This window comes from Stenotrophomonas acidaminiphila (genome assembly GCA_002951995.1).
GTDB classification, from domain to species: Bacteria; Pseudomonadota; Gammaproteobacteria; order Xanthomonadales; family Xanthomonadaceae; genus Stenotrophomonas; species Stenotrophomonas acidaminiphila_A.
This window is the reverse complement of sequence record CP019797.1, coordinates 2,020,095-2,039,707: the sequence shown is the minus strand read 5'-3', so window position 1 is coordinate 2,039,707 and position 19,613 is coordinate 2,020,095. Positions and strand designations below refer to the sequence as shown.

At 62.8% G+C, this 19,613-nt stretch carries 15 protein-coding genes and 1 pseudogene; 15 read left to right on the top strand and 1 reads right to left on the bottom strand.

All coding sequences use genetic code 11. From position 1 onward, the window contains the following. Window positions 1-62 precede the first annotated feature (62 nt). From B1L07_09165 to B1L07_09095, 15 genes and pseudogenes are all read left to right on the top strand, one after another. Window positions 63-1,202: a molybdopterin biosynthesis protein MoeB gene (locus B1L07_09165; protein ID AUZ55225.1), complete on the top strand. Its 1,140-nt coding sequence runs from the start codon at window positions 63-65 to the stop codon at window positions 1,200-1,202. Window positions 1,203-1,283: 81 nt separating this feature from the next. Continuing rightward, on the top strand, window positions 1,284-2,168 hold the full coding sequence (locus tag B1L07_09160) for a bifunctional methylenetetrahydrofolate dehydrogenase/methenyltetrahydrofolate cyclohydrolase (protein AUZ55224.1): 885 nt from the start codon (window positions 1,284-1,286) through the stop codon (window positions 2,166-2,168). Window positions 2,169-2,355: 187 nt separating this feature from the next. Further along, window positions 2,356-3,813, top strand: a complete 1,458-nt coding sequence (locus B1L07_09155; GenBank protein AUZ56535.1) for an IMP dehydrogenase — start codon at window positions 2,356-2,358, stop codon at window positions 3,811-3,813. A gap of 105 nt (window positions 3,814-3,918) precedes the next feature. After that, on the top strand, window positions 3,919-5,484 hold the full coding sequence (locus tag B1L07_09150) for a glutamine-hydrolyzing GMP synthase (GenBank protein AUZ55223.1): 1,566 nt from the start codon (window positions 3,919-3,921) through the stop codon (window positions 5,482-5,484). A 308-nt stretch (window positions 5,485-5,792) separates the two neighbouring features. After that, window positions 5,793-6,998, top strand: coding sequence for an integrase (locus B1L07_09145; GenBank protein ID AUZ55222.1), 1,206 nt, complete (start codon window positions 5,793-5,795; stop codon window positions 6,996-6,998). A 1,097-nt stretch (window positions 6,999-8,095) separates the two neighbouring features. Then, the gene (locus B1L07_09140) at window positions 8,096-8,320 is read left to right on the top strand and encodes a transcriptional regulator (GenBank protein ID AUZ55221.1); all 225 of its coding nucleotides are present in this window, start codon (window positions 8,096-8,098) and stop codon (window positions 8,318-8,320) included. Between the two features lie 65 nt (window positions 8,321-8,385). After that, complete coding sequence (locus B1L07_09135; protein AUZ55220.1) at window positions 8,386-9,291, top strand: plasmid replication initiator-like protein; 906 nt, start codon at window positions 8,386-8,388, stop codon at window positions 9,289-9,291. A 565-nt stretch (window positions 9,292-9,856) separates the two neighbouring features. Continuing rightward, window positions 9,857-10,258: a hypothetical protein gene (locus B1L07_09130; protein ID AUZ55219.1), complete on the top strand. Its 402-nt coding sequence runs from the start codon at window positions 9,857-9,859 to the stop codon at window positions 10,256-10,258. 111 nt (window positions 10,259-10,369) lie between these two features. Next, a complete protein-coding gene (locus B1L07_09125; GenBank protein AUZ55218.1) occupies window positions 10,370-10,648 on the top strand; it encodes a hypothetical protein in 279 nt (92 codons plus the stop codon). Between the two features lie 141 nt (window positions 10,649-10,789). After that, entirely contained in the window at window positions 10,790-10,990 is a 201-nt protein-coding gene (locus B1L07_09120) for a transcriptional regulator (GenBank protein AUZ55217.1), read from the top strand. Between the two features lie 58 nt (window positions 10,991-11,048). Then, window positions 11,049-13,822 (top strand): annotated as a pseudogene (locus tag B1L07_09115) (lactate dehydrogenase). Further along, on the top strand, window positions 13,819-15,873 hold the full coding sequence (locus tag B1L07_09110; GenBank protein ID AUZ55216.1) for a DEAD/DEAH box helicase: 2,055 nt from the start codon (window positions 13,819-13,821) through the stop codon (window positions 15,871-15,873). Before B1L07_09115 ends, B1L07_09110 begins: the two are co-directional and overlap by 4 nt. Then, a complete protein-coding gene (locus B1L07_09105) occupies window positions 15,866-17,053 on the top strand; it encodes a hypothetical protein (GenBank protein AUZ55215.1) in 1,188 nt (395 codons plus the stop codon). The genes B1L07_09110 and B1L07_09105 overlap by 8 nt, the downstream gene beginning before the upstream one ends. A gap of 57 nt (window positions 17,054-17,110) precedes the next feature. Continuing rightward, window positions 17,111-18,172, top strand: a complete 1,062-nt coding sequence (locus B1L07_09100; GenBank protein AUZ55214.1) for a hypothetical protein — start codon at window positions 17,111-17,113, stop codon at window positions 18,170-18,172. Between the two features lie 90 nt (window positions 18,173-18,262). Then, window positions 18,263-18,484 carry a hypothetical protein gene (locus B1L07_09095; protein ID AUZ55213.1) on the top strand — a complete coding sequence of 74 codons (222 nt, stop codon included), beginning with the start codon at window positions 18,263-18,265 and terminating at the stop codon, window positions 18,482-18,484. Between the two features lie 243 nt (window positions 18,485-18,727). Here B1L07_09095 and B1L07_09090 read toward each other — a convergent pair whose 3' ends face one another. Beyond that, window positions 18,728-19,573 (bottom strand): EamA family transporter, encoded by an 846-nt coding sequence (locus B1L07_09090; protein AUZ56534.1) that lies wholly within the window; start codon window positions 19,571-19,573, stop codon window positions 18,728-18,730. Window positions 19,574-19,613 lie beyond the last annotated feature (40 nt).

The window sequence follows — 19,613 nt, the reverse complement described above, 5'->3', positions numbered from 1 at the left end:
GTGCCCTGCCGATGGCGGGATGAATCCCGGCGCGCGCCGGAGCCATGGCCGATAATCGCGCCATGAGCATCCGCGAGCTGACCCCGCAACAGGCCCGTGCCCGCCAACTGGCCGGCGCGGTGATGATCGACGTGCGCGAAGCGCACGAGCGCGCCGCCGGCATGGCCGAAGGCGCGCACGGGGTTGCCGCTGGCGAACTGCTGGCGGCGCCCGCCAGCGCCCTGCCGTCGCCGCAACAGGACATCATCCTGATCTGCCAGAGCGGCAGGCGTTCGCTGGATGCGGCGGTGGCCTTGCAGACGGCCGGCTACGCGCAGCTGGCCTCGGTTGCCGGCGGAACGCTCGCGTGGCGGGCGGCGGGCCTGCCGCTGGTGCAGCCGCTGCTCGACGCGCGCGAACGCGACTTCTACGACCGCTATTCGCGGCACCTGCTGCTGCCGCAGGTGGGCGAGGCCGGGCAGCGGCGCCTGCAGCGCGCCCGCGTGCTGGTGGTCGGTGCCGGTGGGCTGGGCGCGCCGGCCGCGTTCTACCTGGCCGCGGCCGGGGTGGGGCGGCTGCGCATCGTCGACGACGACGTGGTCGAGCGCAGCAACCTGCAGCGCCAGATCATCCACACCGATGCCGCCATCGGCAGCGCCAAGGTGGAGTCGGCGCGCGCGCGCCTGCTGGCGCTGAATCCACACATCGAGGTGGAGGCGATCGCGCAACGGGTGACGTCGGCCAATGTCGACGCGTTGATGGAGGGCGTGGACGTGGTGCTGGACGGTTCGGACAACTTCCCGCTGCGCTACCTGCTCAACGACGCCTGCATCAGGCACGCGCGGCCACTGGTGTACGCCGCCATCGAGCGGTTCGACGGGCAGGTCGGGGTATTCGATGCCGGCCGCCGGCGTGGCCAGGCGCCGTGCTACCGCTGCCTGTTTCCGGAGCCGCCGCCGCCCGCATTCGCGCCCAACTGCGCCCAGGCCGGGGTGCTCGGCGTGCTGCCCGGGCTGGCCGGGGTGATCCAGGCCACCGAAGTGCTCAAGCTGCTGCTGGAGATCGGCCAGCCCCTGGTCGGGCGGCTGCTGCGCTTCGACGCCCTGGGCATGCGCTTCCGTGAGACCCGCGTGCATCCGGATCCCGATTGCCCGGTCTGCGCGCCGGGCCGCGCGTTTCCCGGCTATATCGACTACGCCGCATTCTGCGCCCATCGCGGCTGATCGCGGCTGCCGGGCGCGCGGCGGGATGTCGCGCCGCGCCGAATCGGGGACAATAGCCGGCCCGTTCCCGCCTCCACGCCCATGACCCTGCCTGCCGACGCCTCCGCGGCCACTGCCCGCATCCTCGATGGCCGCCGCATCGCCGAAGAACTGCTCGACGACCTGAAGCTGCGCGTGGACGCGCGGATCGCGGCCGGGCGCTCGCGGCCGGGGTTGGCGGTGGTGCTGGTCGGCGGCGACCCGGCTTCGGCGGTGTACGTGCGCAACAAGCGCCGTGCCGCGCAGAAGGTCGGCATCGAGGCCTTCGACCATGACCTGCCCGAGGGCACGACCGAGGCGCAGCTGCTGGAGCTGATCGACCGGCTCAACGCCGACCCCAAGATCCACGGCATCCTGATCCAGCTGCCGCTGCCGGGCATCGCCGACGCCAACCGGCTGATCCAGCGCATCGACCCGCGCAAGGACGTGGACGGCTTCCATCCGCAGAACGTGGGGCACCTGGCGCTGCGCGAGTTCGGCCTGCGCCCGTGCACGCCGCGCGGCATCATCACCCTGCTGGCGCATACCGACCAGCCGGTGCGCGGACGCAACGCCACAATCGTCGGGGTCAGCAACCACGTCGGCCGGCCGATGGGGCTGGAACTGCTGATTGCCGGCTGCACCGTCACCAGCTGCCACAAGTTCACCCCGCGCGAGGAGCTGGAGCGGGCGGTGCGCAACGCCGACATCCTGGTGGTGGCGGTGGGCATCCCGCAACTGGTGCCGGGCGAGTGGGTCAAGCCGGGGGCGGTGGTGATCGACGTCGGCATCAACCGCATGGACGATGGCCGCCTGGTCGGCGACGTCGGGTTCGAAGCGGCGTCGCGTCGCGCCAGCTGGATCACCCCGGTGCCGGGCGGCGTCGGCCCGATGACGGTGGCCACGCTCATGCAGAACACCATCGAGGCGGCCGACGCGGCCGGCTGAACGGCCACCGGCGGCGGCCATCGCCCTGCCGGGTCATACCGGTGCCCGCCGCACGGGCGGCGCCGGCCGGCCGTGGCCGCGGCCCTGAACCATCGGTGCCGGCGCGACACTGCGTCGCACCGGCCCCCTGCCATCGGCGCCCGAACAAGGGTAAAATGACGCGCTTCCCCACATCTCGGGTATGCCGATGCTGCGCATCCAGGCTGAAGCACTGACCTACGACGACGTTTCGCTCGTCCCCGCCCACTCCACGATCCTGCCCAAGGATGTCGACCTCGGCACGCGCCTGACCCGCGACCTTCGGCTGCGGCTGCCGATCGTCTCGGCGGCCATGGATACGGTCACCGAGGCGCGCCTGGCCATCGCCATGGCCCAGCTCGGCGGCATCGGCATCATCCACAAGAACCTGCCGCTGGAGCAGCAGGCGGCCGAAGTGGCCAAGGTCAAGAAATTCGAATCCGGGGTGATCCGCGACCCGATCACGGTCGGCCCGGAGACCAGCATCCGCGAAGTGCTGGCGCTGACCCGCGCGCACAACATCTCCGGCGTACCGGTGGTGGGCAGCGACGGCCTGCTGGCCGGCATCGTCACCCACCGCGACATGCGCTTCGAGACCGAACTGGACGATCCGGTCCGCCACATCATGACCAAGAAGGACCGGCTGGTCACGGTGAAGGAGGGCGCGGCCTCGGACGAGGTGCTGTCGCTGCTGCACAAGAACCGCATCGAGAAGGTGCTGGTGGTCAATGACGCGTTCGAACTGCGCGGCCTGATCACGGTCAAGGACATCCAGAAGAAGACCGACAACCCCAACGCGGCCAAGGACGCGGCCACGCGCCTGCTGGTCGGTGCCGCGGTCGGCGTCGGTGGCGACACCGACCGCCGGGTCGAGGCGCTGGTCGCCGCCGGGGTGGACGTGCTGGTGGTGGATACCGCCCACGGCCACTCGCAGGGCGTGCTGGACCGCGTGCGCTGGGTCAAGAAGCACTTCCCGCAGGTACAGGTCGTCGGCGGCAACATCTGCACCGGCGAGGCGGCGCTGGCGCTGCTGGACTGCGGTGCGGACGCGGTCAAGGTTGGCATCGGCCCGGGCTCGATCTGCACCACGCGCGTGGTCGCCGGCGTCGGCGTGCCGCAGGTCACCGCGATCGACTTGGTCGCCGAGGCGCTGCAGGACCGCATCCCGCTGATCGCCGACGGCGGCATCCGCTATTCCGGCGACATCGGCAAGGCGCTGGCCGCCGGCGCGTCGACGGTGATGATCGGCGGCCTGCTGGCCGGCACCGAGGAATCGCCGGGCGAGACCGAGCTGTTCCAGGGCCGCTCCTACAAGAGCTACCGCGGCATGGGTTCGCTGGCGGCGATGGAGAAAGGCTCCAAGGACCGTTATTTCCAGGACGCGGCCACTGCCGACAAGCTGGTGCCGGAAGGCATCGAGGGCCGAGTGCCGTACCGAGGCCCGGTCGGTGGCATCATCCACCAGTTGGTCGGCGGCCTGCGCGCGACCATGGGCTACGTGGGCTGCGGCACCATCGAGGAGATGCGCAGCAAGCCGAAGTTCGTGAAGATCAGCGGCGCCGGCCAGCGCGAGAGCCACGTCCACGACGTGCAGATCACCAAGGAACCGCCGAACTACCGCGCCTGACGCGGAACGAGCGAAGAGGAACGAGGACGCTGTCCCGTTCCTCTTTCTCTATACGCCGCCGGCATCCGCATCGCCCCCGTTTTCCGACTCATCGTTCCAGGCCCCATGACCAACATCCACAACGACAAGATCCTCATCCTCGATTTCGGCGCCCAGTACACCCAGCTGATCGCGCGTCGCATCCGCGAGTTCGGCGTGTATTGCGAAATCTGGGCCTGGGACCACGATCCGGCCGAGATCGCCGCGTTCGGCGCCAAGGGCATCATCCTGTCCGGTGGCCCGGAATCGACCACGCAGGACGGCGCGCCGGCCGCGCCGCAGGAAGTGTTCGACAGCGGCCTGCCGCTGCTGGGCATCTGCTACGGCCTGCAGACCATGGCCAAGCAGCTGGGCGGTGGCACCGAAGCCGCCGACCAGCGCGAGTTCGGCCATGCCGAAGTGAAGCTGCTGGGCCACGACGGCCTGCTCGGCGGGCTGTCCGACCATAACGGCGAACCGCGCCTGGACGTGTGGATGAGCCATGGCGACCACGTCACCCACGTGCCGCCGGGCTTCGTCATCACCGCGGTGACCGACCGCATCCCGGTGGCGGCGATGGCCAACGAGGAAAAGCGCTGGTACGGCGTGCAGTTCCACCCGGAGGTGACCCACACCAGGCAGGGCTCGGCGCTGCTCAAGCGTTTCGTCACCGACATCTGCGGCTGCGCCACGCTGTGGACCGCGGCCAACATCATCGACGACCAGATCGCCCGCGTGCGCGAGCAGGTCGGCAGCGACGAGGTGATCCTCGGCCTGTCCGGCGGCGTCGATTCGTCGGTGGTCGCCGCGCTGCTGCACAAGGCCATCGGCGCGCAGCTGACCTGCGTGTTCGTCGACACCGGCCTGCTGCGCTTCCAGGAAGGCGACCAGGTCATGCGCATGATGGCCGAGAACATGGGCGTGAAGGTGGTGCGGGTGAATGCCGCCGACCGCTATTTCAAAGCGCTCGAAGGGGTCAGCGACCCGGAAGCCAAGCGCAAGATCATCGGCAACCTGTTCGTCGAGATCTTCGACGAGGAATCGGCCAAGCTGAAGAACGCCAAGTGGCTGGCGCAGGGCACGATCTACCCCGACGTGATCGAGTCGGCCGGCAGCAAGACCGGCAAGGCGCACGTGATCAAGAGCCACCACAACGTGGGCGGCCTGCCGGAAGACATGAAGCTCAAGCTGGTCGAGCCGCTGCGCGAGCTGTTCAAGGACGAAGTGCGCCGCCTCGGCGTCGAGCTCGGCCTGCCGCGCGCCATGGTCTACCGCCACCCGTTCCCGGGCCCGGGCCTGGGCGTGCGCATCCTCGGCGAAGTGAAGCGCGAATATGCCGAGCTGCTGGCCAGGGCCGATGCGATCTTCATCGAGGAACTGCGTGCGGCCGACCTGTACGACAGGACCTCGCAGGCGTTCGCGGTGTTCCTGCCGGTGAAGTCGGTCGGCGTGGTCGGCGATGCACGCGCCTACGAATGGGTGATCGCGCTGCGTGCGGTGGAAACCATCGACTTCATGACCGCGCACTGGGCGCACCTGCCGTACGACTTCCTCGGCCGCGTGTCCAACCGCATCATCAACGAACTGCGCGGCGTCTCGCGCGTGGTCTATGACATCTCCGGCAAGCCGCCGGCGACGATCGAGTGGGAGTGATTTTGCGTCTGGTACGCACTGGCAACTACGGGCAATAAATGCCGCCTAAGTGGATGTTTTAGGTGGACATTTTGATTGTTCTGCCTGGTGCTGTCTGGCAGGTTCTGGCACCAGCAAGCAATTTCTCCTGATGGCATGGGCGATGGTAGTATCCCGCCTGATGCCATGATGTTGCCTCGATACCATGTGCGCTCGGCGGTTGTTTGCATGGTATTTAATTCTGATAAATTGTTGATTTTTAACGATTAAAGTGGGATTTTTTGGCAGTTCTTGATCATGGTATCCAGTCCGGACTCTGGAACCTTGTCATGTTGACCGATACCAAGCTGCGCAACCTCAAGCCGAAGGACAAGCTGTACAAGGCCGTCGATCGTGACGGCCTCTATGTGGCCGTCACGCCGGCTGGTGCCATCTCTTTTCGCTACAACTACGCGATCAATGGCCGGCAGGAGACGATGACCTTCGGCCGCTACGGAGTTGGCGGCATCACCTTGGCAGAAGCGCGCGAGCGGCTTAATGAGGCCAAGAAGATGATCGCGGCGGGCAAGTCGCCGGCAAAGGAGAAGGCACGCGACAAGGCGCGTACCAAGGATGCCGAGACGTTCGGGGCATGGGCCGAGAAGTGGTTGCGCGGCTACCAGATGGCCGATTCCACCCGCGACATGCGCCGCTCCGTCTATGAGCGCGACCTCAAGACCAAGTTCGGCAACTGGAAGCTGACTGAGATCACCCACGAGGACTTGCGGGCATTGACCGATGCCATCGTCGGCCGCGGTGCGCCAGCGACGGCTGTGCATGTTCGGGAGATCGTATTGCAGGTCTATCGCTGGGCTATCGAGCGTGGTCAGAAGGTCGAGAACCCAGCCGAGCTGGTGCGCCCGACTTCCATCGCCAAATTCGAGCCGCGCGACCGTGCGTTGACGCCTGATGAAATCGGCTTGATGTACCAGTACATGGAGCGTATTGGCACGACGCCAACTATTCGGGCGGCGGTCAAATTGCTGCTTCTGACAATGGTGCGCAAGAGCGAGCTGACCGATGCGACCTGGGACGAAATCAATTTCAGCGAGGCGCTTTGGACGATCCCGAAAGAGCGGATGAAGCGACGCAACCCCCATCTGGTGTTTCTTTCCCGGCAGGCGCTGGATATCTTCATCGCGCTGAAAATCTTTGCCGGCGGCTCGAACTATGTGTTTCCGGGGCGCTACGATGCCGACGTGCAGATGAGCAGTGCCACGCTCAATCGCGTGCTGACGCTGACCTATCGGCTGGCGCAAAAAGAGGGGAGGCCTCTTGCAAACTTCGGGCCGCATGATTTGCGGCGCACGGCCAGCACGCTACTTCACGAAGCCGGCTACAACACCGATTGGATCGAGAAGTGCCTCGCCCACGAGCAACGGGGTGTCAGGGCGGTTTACAACAAGGCTGAATATCGCGAGCAACGCACGGCCATGTTGCAAGACTGGGCGGACATGATCGACGAGTGGACGCTCAAGTCACGTTTGCCGGCGTGAATTTTGATGCAAACTAATTGTACGATTTGGTTGACGAAAGAAAATGAGATGGGAAACCGGGGAGCATGGGTAGTTGGCGGGCGTCCTCCGGGATCGACGCAAGCGCCTTGAACACAGCTTGGCGCTTGATGCTCAGCTTTCGCGCTATGTCTGACTGACTCATGCCGTACCGGTGCAGAATCACCATTTGCTTCTTCCGATCCGTCACTTTGTTGTCCACCATCCATCGCGCATGATGGCGCAGTTCGGCCTCGTCCGCAGGCTGAAAGCCATACTTGCGGACATAGTGAAAGACGTAGCTGTCGATAAGCGCGTCGCCTGACTGCGCTTGGCCTGCTTGCATTTTTGTGGATTGCAGGTCGAGTCTGGCTAGTTCCTGATCGAACTGCGCCAGTGACCGTTTGGCTCTTCGATATGCGGGATTCCATTCGCCGGTTGGCAATCTTGGCCGGTGTTCAGGACAGTACAGGTTGCTTAGTCTCAGTACGTCTTCCGGGTCATTTGCCTTTGGTGCCTCGCTTCCATTTCCGAATAGAGTCAGTTCGGCCATTGCCCCGCAAAATCGGCAAAACCCCGAGTGCGCCCACTCTTCAAATTCGTGTCACGAATCTTCGACTTTGTTGGTCGCTTGCGGGCACAGGCGCTGACCAACTCAATCAATGTTTCGAGCGTTGCGACAAACTGCTTTTCGCGCGCAGACCACCGGTTGTTCGTGAGCGTGAAAGCGCGCAGTAGCTGCCGTTGCAGCCGAGCCATTGCGTTGAACCCGATCAGTCGTGCGATCTCGCTGAGTGGCTTCACGTCTGGCCCGACACCCGGTACATGGCCCAAATAGCGCAAGGGAAGGGTGGCTGCATAGGCGGTCACAACGGGATCAATCAGTTCCTTCAACAATCGGACGCTGTGCTTGTCCGTTGAAGATGCCCGCCAACGACCTTGGAATCGCCCTATGGCTTCCGAAATGGCTGGATAGCAGCCTTCCCAGATCGGGATTGAAGGATTCCTCATGTCAACCATTTTAGCCAACTAATACGCCGACGCAACTGGCATCACGGGGCACCATCAGGCACGTTTAAAGTGGCTGAAGGAAACACGGCATGCTGACAACAACGAACAGGACGCTCATCAACCGCAAGAAACTGTTGGCGATGATCCCGCTGGCAGAGCGCACGATTTACAACATGGAGCAGCGCGGAGAGTTTCCCCGTCGCATCGTGCTCACCAGCAGAAACGTCGCATGGGATCTGGCGGAGGTTGAAGCATGGGTTGATGCCCGCAGGTTGTCGGGTGTCCAAGCCATACGCCCTGGAGTCGGGCACTGAGCTGCTAGTTCGTGCTCATCGCGCCGAACACCAGCCGAGCGGAGCGCATCGACTGCGAGGTTGCCATGCGGCTCGCATCAGGCCGCTGCCAGCAAGGCGATTTCTTCATAGCGGACATCTTTGGTGCCTCGCCGAAAGATGATATTGCCAGCATGGAGTATCCGTTGTTCGCGTTGAAGGCTGGCGACAAGCGCGTGCGTACCTACGAGCGCAATGGCAATACCGTGACTGTGATGCCCGGGTCTTGTGGCTGCGCCACCATCCACGACAAAGACCTGTGGATTTACTGCATCAGCCAGTTGATGGAAGCCAGGAACCGGGGCCGCGTCATCGCGCCGACCGTGCGCTTTACCGCCTATGACTTCCTGATCGCAACGGGACGTGGTGCCAGCGGTCGGGCTTACGAACGCATGGAAGACATGCTGCGCCGCCTGAAAGGCACGGTGGTCGAAACCAACATCGAGACGAATGGGCAGCGTGAACGACGTGGCTTTGGCTTGATCGACAGTTGGCGGGTGGTCGAGAAGTCTCCCGTCGATGATCGAATGGTAGCCGTCGAGGTGGATTTGCCACGCTGGCTCTTCCGTTCGGTGGATGCTGGGAAAGTGTTAACGCTATCGGATGACTATTGGGGTCTGCGCAAGGCGTTGGATCGCCGCATCTACGAGTTGGCCCGCAAGCATTGCGGTTCGCAATCGCGTTGGCGCGTCTCGATGACGGTTCTGCACCAAAAGAGCGGCAGCATGGCGTCGCTGCGTCGATTCCGCTTTGACGTGAAAGCGTTGGCGGAGAGTGGTGGGTTGCCAGACTACCTGATGGCCTTCGATGTGGAACGGGACGTGGTGACAATCTATGCCATCGGCCCCAAGGGCCGGAGGGCGGAGGCCTGCGACATTCAGACCGGACGGCCACATGCCACGCTGACGGCTCACAAGAGGATTGTCGCGAGGAAGCCCAAGAGGCAGCTCTGACCTGTGGATAGCCACGTGCTTTCAGGAACGCTTTCTGTGGATAGCCACGTGCTTTTAGGAACACCAGACACGTGCTTTCAGGAACGCTCACTTCGTGCTTTCAGGAACGCAACCACCCCTCAAACCCTTGCGGCACAAGGCTTTCCAAAAGTGTAACGCGCGCGCGCTTTAACTGCTTTTTTAACTTTAAAAGCTCTTTAACGCATTGCGGCTGTGGACAACATGGACAGCGCGCAGCATTTGGGCTGGCTGAACTTTCGTGGAAGCGGTGTTTTTTAGGCAACTTTATGCAAAACAAGGCAATTCAGCGGTTAATCGACGGCCGCAAGCGCAATTTTGCGCAAGAGAGCGCAATTCAATGCAATTGGCTGAAAAGAAAGAACCTCTTGCATTCAATTGCACTACTTTGCGTCGTAAGTGACGGCAAGATGTGTGTTGTACCGGTACGGGCTGCGCCCGCACCTGTCCACCACCGCCCCTTACTCGCCTTCGGTTCGACGGAATCTTGCTCTGCGAGGCTGACCGTCGCTGCCGCGACCAAGCCCTAAGCCGAACGAGCCAAGCGATGCCAAAGCTGCCCCAGCGCCCCCCCAAAGAGCCGGCCGCCCTGCCTCCCAAGGTGCGGGGTGGGCGGCCGCGTGGGCGGCGCATAGAGGTGTGGGTGACACCAGAGGAAGAAGCGACCATTGCCGACCTGGCTGCACAGGCCGGCTTGTCCAACTCGGGCTACCTGCGAGCGGTAGGCCTTAACCAGCCGGTGCGGTCAGTGGTTGACCTGAAAGCGGTGGCCGACCTCGGGCACGTCAACGGCGACCTTGGCCGGGTGGCGGGCCTGCTGAAACTCTGGCTGGCCGAGAAACGCGGGCAGGGCGGACGTCCGGTGGAGGTCGAAAGCCTCATGATCGAGTTCCGCGCCCTGCAAACCCGCGTCCTGGACGTCATGGGGCGCGTGGTGCGTGGTGATTGAACGTGGTGGCTCTGACACTTGGGTGCGCTTCACCTTGCGGCTACAGTCCCATCGCGCAGGCTCGCCTGCTTCCACAGCCGCCGTTCAAGCCTTGAAGTTCGGAGAGCGTTGATGAGCACCAAACCAAAAAGTTACATGACCGAAGAAGACCGCACGCGGCGGCGAGCTGGCGGCATGTCGGAGAACGCAATCCTGATGGCGGAATCCCGTGCTGCCGACCACGCCGGTGATGAAGAAGCCGCATGGGCATGGCTGGCACTGGCCGAGCTGCCTGCGCACTCGTTGGCCTTCCTCAAAGGTCAGTTCGGTGCGCAGTTCATACGGGATCGTGGGTTCAGGACGGAGGACGCTGATGCGGCTTATGGGTCCGATTCACGCGATCCGGCCTAAAGCACCCTCGTACAGGTAGCCGAAATCCCGCTCCCGCCTAAGTTCGGGCCAGTGGCTTGCAAGACTGCGTAAGTGGTTGAAGGGTAAACTTGGCCAAACTTTGGAAAACTTCGCCGTGCGACACCAAGCGAGCCGCCTGACATGAACCAACCCGATAGCGAAATTCTCACGCTGGACGAAGTGGCGGTCTACCTCAAGGCAGGGAAGAAGACCGTGTACCGGTTGGCCCAGCAGGGGGAGATACCGGGATTCAAGCTGGGCGGCACCTGGCGGTTTCGCCGCAGCGAGTTGGATCGCTGGATTGCCGCGCAGATAGCCGAGAAAACGCAGGACAAGACATGAGCACCCCGCAGAACAGCAGCAGCCAGACGGCCTCGCTCAGAGGGAGGGCTACACGCCCATGAACGCCGTAGAAATCGAACAAGCCATCACAGACCTGGCGGAGCAGCCGTTCGACAGCGCAGAGTTCCCCTATGCCTTCCTTGAGGCGTTCGGCAACAAAGCGACGACCATCAAGCGCCTGCGTGCGGGGGCGTCGAACAAGTCTGACCTCGGCGGCCTTCTCCAGACCAGCAACATCCACATCTTGACGTGCGACGCAGGGCGGGTGACCCAGACGCTGGCCGCTCTCAAGGCCAGTCCGGCGACGGCCAAGGCCAAGGCGAAGTTCATCCTTGCCACGGACGGCGCGGACTTCGAGGCCGAAGACCTGACCAGCGGCGAGACCGTCGCCTGTGCCTTCAAGGACTTTCCCGACCACTTCGGCTTCTTCCTGCCGCTGGCGGGCATCAGCACCGTCCGCCAGATCAGCGAAAACGCCTTCGACATCCGGGCCACCAGCCGCCTGAACCGCCTGTACGTCGAACTGCTGAAAGACAACCCGAATGGGGTGCGGCGGAGCGTCGCCACGACATGAACAACCTCATGGCGCGGCTGATCTTCTGCTTCTTTGCTGAGGACACCGACATCTTTGTCGGCAAGGGCCGCTTCACTGAAACCGTCGCGCAGATGAGCGCCAAGGACTCGTCCAACACGCACGAGGTCATCGCCACGCTGTTCCGCACCATGAACACCAAGCGCGAGGATCGGGCCGCCGCCAAGATTCCCCGATGGGCCGAAGACTTCCCCTACGTCAACGGTCAGTTGTTCTCTGGTGGCGACGAAGTGCCCCGATTCAGCAAGATCGCCCGGTCCTACCTGTTGCACGTCGGCGGGTTGGATTGGACCAAGATCAACCCTGACATCTTCGGTTCGATGATCCAGGCCGTCGCCGAGGACGAGGAGCGTGGCGAGCTGGGGATGCACTACACCAGTGTCCCCAACATCCTAAAGGTGCTGAATCCGCTGTTCCTCGACGACCTGCGGGAGAAGTTGGAGGAAGCGGACGACAACGTCCGCATGTTGCTCAACCTGCGCAAGCGCATCGCCAAGATCAGGGTCTTCGACCCGGCCTGCGGCTCGGGCAACTTTCTGGTCATCGCCTACAAGGAAATGCGGGCCATCGAGGCCGAGATCAACCGGCGGCGCGGCGAGCCGGATCGCGCATCAGAAATCCCGCTTACCAACTTTCGCGGGATCGAGCTACGCGACTTTCCGGCCGAAATCGCCCGTCTCGCACTGGTCATCGCCGAGTACCAGTGCGATGTGCTGTACCGGGGACAGAAGCTGGCGCTGGCTGAGTTTCTGCCTCTGCGCAACGAGAATTGGATCACGTGTCACAACGCACTGCGAATCGACTGGTTGAGCGTGTGCCCTGCGACCGGTACTGGCGTGAAGCTGCAGGCGGACGACCTCTTTGAAACTCCACTCGATCAAGCCGAGATCGACTTTCAGAACGAAGGCGGCGAGACGTACATCTGCGGAAATCCGCCGTACAAGGGCAGCAAATGGCAGAGCGACGAACAAAAGGCCGATTTGGCGAACGCTTGGGTCAAGCACCCCAAGCTGGCGAAGACGACCGACTTCGTGACAGGATGGTTTGCGCGCTTCTTCGACTACGCTGACAGCGTTCCAAATGCAGTTGCCGCCTTCGTGGCAACCAACAGCATATGCCAGGGCCAGCAGGCCATTGACGTTTGGCCGGTAGCCTTCCAGCGTGGCTACGAAATCCGCTTTGCACACACCTCGTTCAAGTGGGCGAACCTTGCCAGTCACAACGCTGGCGTGACGGTGGTGATCGTCGGTCTGGGTGAAAAATCGACGCTACCCAAAAGGCTCTACCAGGAGGAGTTAGTCAAGCAATGCTCTGCTATCGGTCCGTACCTTGTGCCGGATAGCCTCGCATATGTTCAGAAGGCAAATGATCCGATTGGCGAGCAGTCCACGATGCTGTTCGGCAACATGCCACGCGATGGCGGACACCTTTTTCTTGATGCCGAATTGGCAGAGAAGGTCATTGCCGAGGACGTTGATGCGCGCCCCTTCGTCAAGCGATTTGTCGGTTCGACCGAGCTAATAAACGGCAAGCTACGGTACTGCTTGTGGATTGCGGACAAGGACGTGGAGTATGCCAAGAGAAGCGTCTTCATTGCTGAGCGCTTGCGGTTGGTGGCGGAGAATCGCAAGCAGTCAGATGCCGAATCTACACGTCAGTTCGCCAAGCAGCCACACCGTTTCGTCCAAATCGCGGGCGTGGCGCGACGGAATCAAATACTTGTTCCTGGTGTTAGCTCGGAGAACCGACCCTACTTGCCCTGCGACTACTTGACGGCTGACGCCATAGCGTCAAACAAGTGTTTTGCACTATATGACGCCCCGCTGTGGAATATGGCGCTAATTGTGTCGAAGTTGCATTGGGTTTGGATTGGGACCGTGTGCGTTCGCATGCGAACCGACTTTTCCTACTCCAACACTGTCGGCTGGAACACCTTTCCCGTTCCGGCACTGACGGATAAGAACAAGGCCGACCTCACGCGCTGCGCTGAGGACATTTTGCTGGCGCGGGAGCATCACTTCCCCGCGACCATCGCGGACCTGTACGACCCCGAGAACATGCCCGCGGACCTGCGCGCCGCCCATGATCGCAACGACGAAGTGCTGGAGCGCATCTACATCGGTCGGCGCTTCAAGAACGACACCGAGCGGCTGGAAAAGCTGTTTGACCTCTATACCAAGATGACCGCTTCGGCTGCACCGGCCAAGGGCAAGAAGCGCAAAGCGGGAGCCAACGCATGAGCGACAAGATCAAGTCCGTACCGTCCGTTTCCGTCACCTACGCCCGCAACGGTGCGTCGACCAAGGCCAATGCGCTTGGGATGCGGCCCATGCAGGAGCGGGCCTACGAGAAGCGGGGCGAGCAATACCTGCTCATCAAGTCGCCGCCCGCATCGGGCAAGAGCCGTGCGCTGATGTTCGTGGCACTCGACAAGCTCACGAACCAAGGCTTGAAGCAGGCCATCATCGTTGTGCCGGAGAGGTCCATCGGTGCCAGCTTCAACGACGAACCGCTGTCCAAGTACGGCTTCTGGGCGGACTGGCAGGTCGAACCCAAGTGGAACCTGTGCAATGCGCCAGGCAACGACAACGGCGGCAAGGTCAAGTCGCTGGGTGCATTCCTGGAAGGCGACGACAAGGTGCTGGTCTGCACCCATGCGACCTTCCGCTTCGCGGTCGATGCCTACGGCGTGGAGGCGTTCGACGACCGATTGATCGCGGTCGATGAGTTCCACCACGTTTCGTCCAACCCGGACAACAAGCTCGGCTTGCACCTGGGACAGTTCTTCGCACGGGGCAAGACGCACATCGTTGCCATGACCGGCTCCTACTTCCGTGGCGACGCCGAGGCCGTGCTCGCACCGCAGGATGAGTCGAAGTTCGATACCGTCACCTACACCTACTACGAGCAGCTCAACGGCTACGAGTACCTCAAGCAGCTCGACATTGGCTACTTCTTCTACAGCGGGCCTTACGTCGATGACATCCTCAATGTCCTCGATCCCGCCGAGAAGACCATCATCCACATCCCGAATGTCAATTCGCGCGAAAGTACGAAAGACAAGATGCGGGAAGTGGAGCACATCATCGAGGCGCTGGGTGAATGGCAAGGCATCGACCCTGCGACCGGCTTCCAACGTGTCAAGCGCCCCGATGGCCGCGTGCTGCGGGTCGCCGATCTCGTCGATGACGATGCCGCCAGGCGCGACCGCGTGTCCGCTTCACTCAAAGACCCGACGCAGAAAAACAACCGCGACCATGTGGACATCATCATCGCGCTGGGTATGGCCAAAGAAGGTTTCGATTGGATTTGGTGCGAACATGCACTGACCGTGGGCTACCGCGCCAGCCTGACCGAGATCGTGCAGATCATCGGCCGAGCTACCCGCGACGCGCCCGGCAAGACCCGCGCGAGGTTCACCAACCTGATCGCCGAGCCGGATGCGGCCGAGGAAGCTGTCACCGAGGCCGTCAACGATACGTTGAAAGCTATCGCGGCAAGCCTGCTGATGGAGCAGGTTCTTGCTCCGCGCTTCGAGTTCAAGCCCAAGAACCCCGACAGCGGCCCGACGCCGGGATTTAACTACGGCGAGGGTGGCTACGACGCGGACCGTTGCAATGTCGGTGTCAATGAGCAGACAGGGGCTTACCAGATCGAGATCAAGGGCCTCGCCGAGCCCAAGAGCAAGGAGGCGGCGCGAATCTGTCAGGAAGACCTGAACGAAGTCATTGCGGCCTTCGTGCAGGACAAGCCCACCATCGAGCGCGGCCTGTTCGATGAGGAGCTGGTGCCCGAGGAACTGACGCAGGTTCGCATGGGCAAGATTATCAAGGACAAATATCCCGAGCTTGATGCCGAAGATCAGGAGGCCGTGCGCCAGCACGCCATCGCCGCCCTCAACCTCACGCAACAAGCCAAGCGGCTTGTCACCGAAGGCGAGGGCGATGGGTCGCCCAACACCGCCTTGATCGACGGCGTGCGCCGCTTTGCGATGGACGTGCGCGAGTTGGACATCGACCTGATCGACCGCATCAACCCCTTCGGCGAAGCCTACGCCATCCTCGCCAAGACCATGAGCGAGGACAGCTTGAAGCAGGTTGCGATGGCGATCTCGGCCAAGCGCACGAGCCTGACGCCGGACGAGGCGAAGGAGATGGCCGTTCGTGCTGTCCAGTTCAAGAAGGAGCGCGGCCGCATTCCGGCGCTCGATTCCCAGGATGCCTGGGAGCGACGCATGGCCGAAGGCGCGGCCGCCTTTATGCGCTTCAAGGCGGAGGGGCGCTATGAGTAACTCCGATCTTGACGAACTCGCTGCGGAGCTTGCCGAGTTCGCACCGCCTGAGAAGAAGGGCGGCCGGCCGGCCAGTGAGGAGCGCGTCATCGCGGGCTTCGAGGAAATCCAACGTTTCACCGAAAAGCACGGCCGTGCGCCGCAGCACGGTGAAGACCGCGACATCTTCGAGCGCCTTTACGCCGTGCGCCTGGACCGCTTGCGCGTGCTCCCGGACTGCCGCGCCCTGCTGGAGCCGCTGGACCATCAGGGCTTGCTTGCTGGGGCGCCTACCGTTGCCGCTTCGGCGGATGAAGCCATCGACATCGACGACCTGGCCGCCGAGCTGGCGGGCGTAGCCGGCGCGGGCGACATCACGGTCCTGCGCCATGTCCGCACCAGCGCCGACAAGCGCGCTGCCGAGGAGATCGCGGATCGCAAGCCTTGCGAAAACTTCGAGACCTTTCGACTCTTGTTCGAGCGCGTGCAAGCTGAGGTCAAAACCGGTATGCGCCAGTCCCAGCCCATCGAAGCGGGCCGCCGCGCGATTGAAGCTGGGGACTTTTTTGTTCTTGATGGCCTTACTCTCTACGTCGCCGAGGTTGGCGAGCCGTTGAAAACCACCGCTGGGGAAGTGGACCGCCGCCTGCGCCTCATCTTCTCCAACGGCACCGAAAGCAATCTGCTGCTTCGCTCGCTCCAGCGTGCGTTCTACAACGACCCCGCCGCGCGGCGGCTGGCCTCGCCCGAGAGCGGGCAACTCTGCTTCGGCGGAGAGCTTGAAGCCGATGATGTCGAAAGCGGCACGATCTACGTCCTGCGCTCCCTCTCCGATCATCCCTATGTCGCGCAGCACCGCGACATCATTCACAAGGTCGGCGTGACCGGGGGCAGGGTGGAGACGCGCATCGCCAACGCCGAGCACGACTCCACCTACCTGCTGGCAAAGGTCGAAGTGGTAGCGACCTACAAGCTCGCGGGCATCAACCGCACCCGGATGGAAAACCTGTTCCACAGGCTGTTCGCGCCCGCGCGGTTGAACATCACCATCAACGACCGCTTCGGTCACCCCGTGCAGCCCGAGGAATGGTTTCTCGTTCCGCTGTTCGTGATCGACGAGGCCGTTGCACGCATCAAGGATGGCAGCATCACCGGCTACGTCTACGACCCCAAGGCTGCGAAGCTGGTGAAGGTGACGTAGATCGAACTCACCTCCGCCGCCCCGTTCGTCTGAAATTAGCCAAAGATTGGAGCAATTATGAAGCTGAAGAGGGAAGCCAAGACGCTGAAGGCCAAGGCTATAGCTTCGTTAAAGCGTGGGTTGGAGGCATTCAATAACCACGACGACGATGGGAGGCCGGAAACAGTCCTTCTTATGCTTCAGCACGCGAGCGAAATGTTGGCTAAGGCGTTGTTGGTTCAGAAGGGGCAGGACGTCTTTGACAAAGAAAAGGGAACCTCGATTGGTATCGAGAAGGCGTTGAACATTGCTCAGTCCAAAGGGTGGATGAGCGCATCACAAGCTGGGGCTATCCGAGTCGTCGACGCGCTGCGTGACCAAGCCCAGCACTGGATGATCGTGGTTCCCGAAGACGCTCTCTACATCAACGCGAGGGCGTTGATAACGGTGTTGGATGAAATCCTGACAGCGCACTTCCAGGACACGATCGCAGATAACCTTCCGGTACGGGTTCTGCCTCTGTCTACCCAACCGCTGCCTGATTTCTTAATGCTGGTGAATCGGGAATACGCACAGATTAGAGACCTGCTTGCTCCGGGCCGAAGGGCGAGAGACGAGGCTAGAGGCCGAATCACGGCACTCCTGGCGATGGAAGCCCATGTCAGTGAAGAGGTTGCAGTTTCCAAACGAGATCTGGATCGAATTGAAGAGGCGATCAAAGACGACACTCCCGTGGAGCAGGTATTTCCACGATTGATGACCCTAGCAACGAACATTGAAGGAGACGGTCCGACGATTCGAGTCCGAATCACCCGAGCCGCAGACGCTCCAGCGGTTCGCTTCGTGTCGGGTGATGACCCAGAGGGTGCGGCGGCTATCCGCGACGTAGATCTCCAGAAAAAATACCACTGGAGTCCGAGTGCGTTGGCGGAAAAGCTGGGGTTGACAATCAATAAGGCCAAGGCTGTCCGCGACTTCCTGCGTATAGACGAAGATCAAGCCAACGTCATGGTGTTTGAGTTCGGGTCTCAAAAACACCCGAGGTATTCCGACAACGCACTGCGCGTGCTTCGGGAAGCTATCACCCCGGAATTGGTCGAGGAAGCATGGCAGGCACGCCCGCGGGGTCGCGGGAGATAGCCTTGTTGCGCAATGTTCGTTTTCGGCAAGGCCGTCGCGCGCTTGATTTGCCCTGGCCGCAGGCCAAAATGAACGCCAAGAGGAAAGAGAATGATGAAGCTGCACCAGGACGACCAAACCGAGCCATGTTTCATAACCGACGGCCCGCCGTCCAATGACCTGCCGCCCCCTCCACACCGGACCATGAACCTGCCGCAAATCCTGGCGGGCCTCACCAGTGAAGAGTTGGCGGGGTGGCCCGGCGACTTGGCCGACGCCGAGCGGGAGAAGCGGCGCAAGGCCGGAGGTTGGACCGCATCCGATGGTGGCTAACTCAATCTGCCTTGGCGTCACATGGTATTTATCATGGCATCAGGCTAATGGTCGTAAGTAACATGTGGATGTGAAAAGATATTTTTCTCTTGATGACAATCGAGTGGGAGTGATCCGCGGTTGAGGGTCTGTCCCGGGTAGTGCGCGGGACGGGTGAGCCGGGGCCAACGGCAGGCCCTGGCCTCCGCCCTGTATGGCAGTGCGTACCAACCCGATGCGCAGGGCCGCCTCCGAGGCGGCCACTCAGGGCGCCAGCTTGCGCCGTTGGCGCGCCAGCACCGCTTCGCGGTGGGCGATGTAGGCGTTGGCGGCGAGGATGATCGCCGCGCCGAGCAGGGTCCAGTGGTCCAGGGTTTCGCCGAACAGCAGCCAGCCCAGCAGTACCACCAGCGGCAGCTGGGTGAAGCTGATCGGGGTCAGTGCCGAGACTTCGCCCAGCCGCAGCGCGCGCGTCCACAGCAACTGCCCGATGGTGCCGAGGATGCCGGTGGCGAGCAGCCACAGCCAGGCGATGCCGGTCGGCCAGGTCCACACGAACAGCGCCGGCAGCAGCGACAGCGGCACCCAGAACACATAGGTGTAGAACACCACCGTATCCGGGCCGTCGATGCGGGTGAGCTGCTTGATCTGGATCGATACCAGCGCGCTGAGCATGGCCGCCGACACCGCGACCAGGCTGCCGGCCTGGAAGCCATGCGCGCCGGGACGCACGATCACCAGCACGCCGATGAAGCCAGCGATCACCGCCGCCCAGCGGCGCACGCGCACGGTTTCGCCCAGCCACAGTACCGCGGCGATGGTCACGAACAACGGCGTCGAATAGGACAGCGAGACCGCCTGCGACAGCGGCAGGTGGCCCAGTGCCCAGAAGCCGCACAGCATCGACGCCAGGCCGATCGCGCTGCGCAGCAGGTAGCGCGGCAGTTGCCGGGTGCGCAGCGGCGCGTGGCCCGGGCGCAGCAGCACCGGCAGCAGCGCGAGCAGGCCGAAGGCGTTGCGGAAGAACGCCACTTCCTGGGTGGGCACGTGGGCCGTCGCCAGGCGGATGGCGATGGCCATCAGGCCGAAGGCCATGGCGCTGCCGAACATCAGCAGCGCCGCGCGCAGCGGGGCAGGGCCGGGGGCGGCC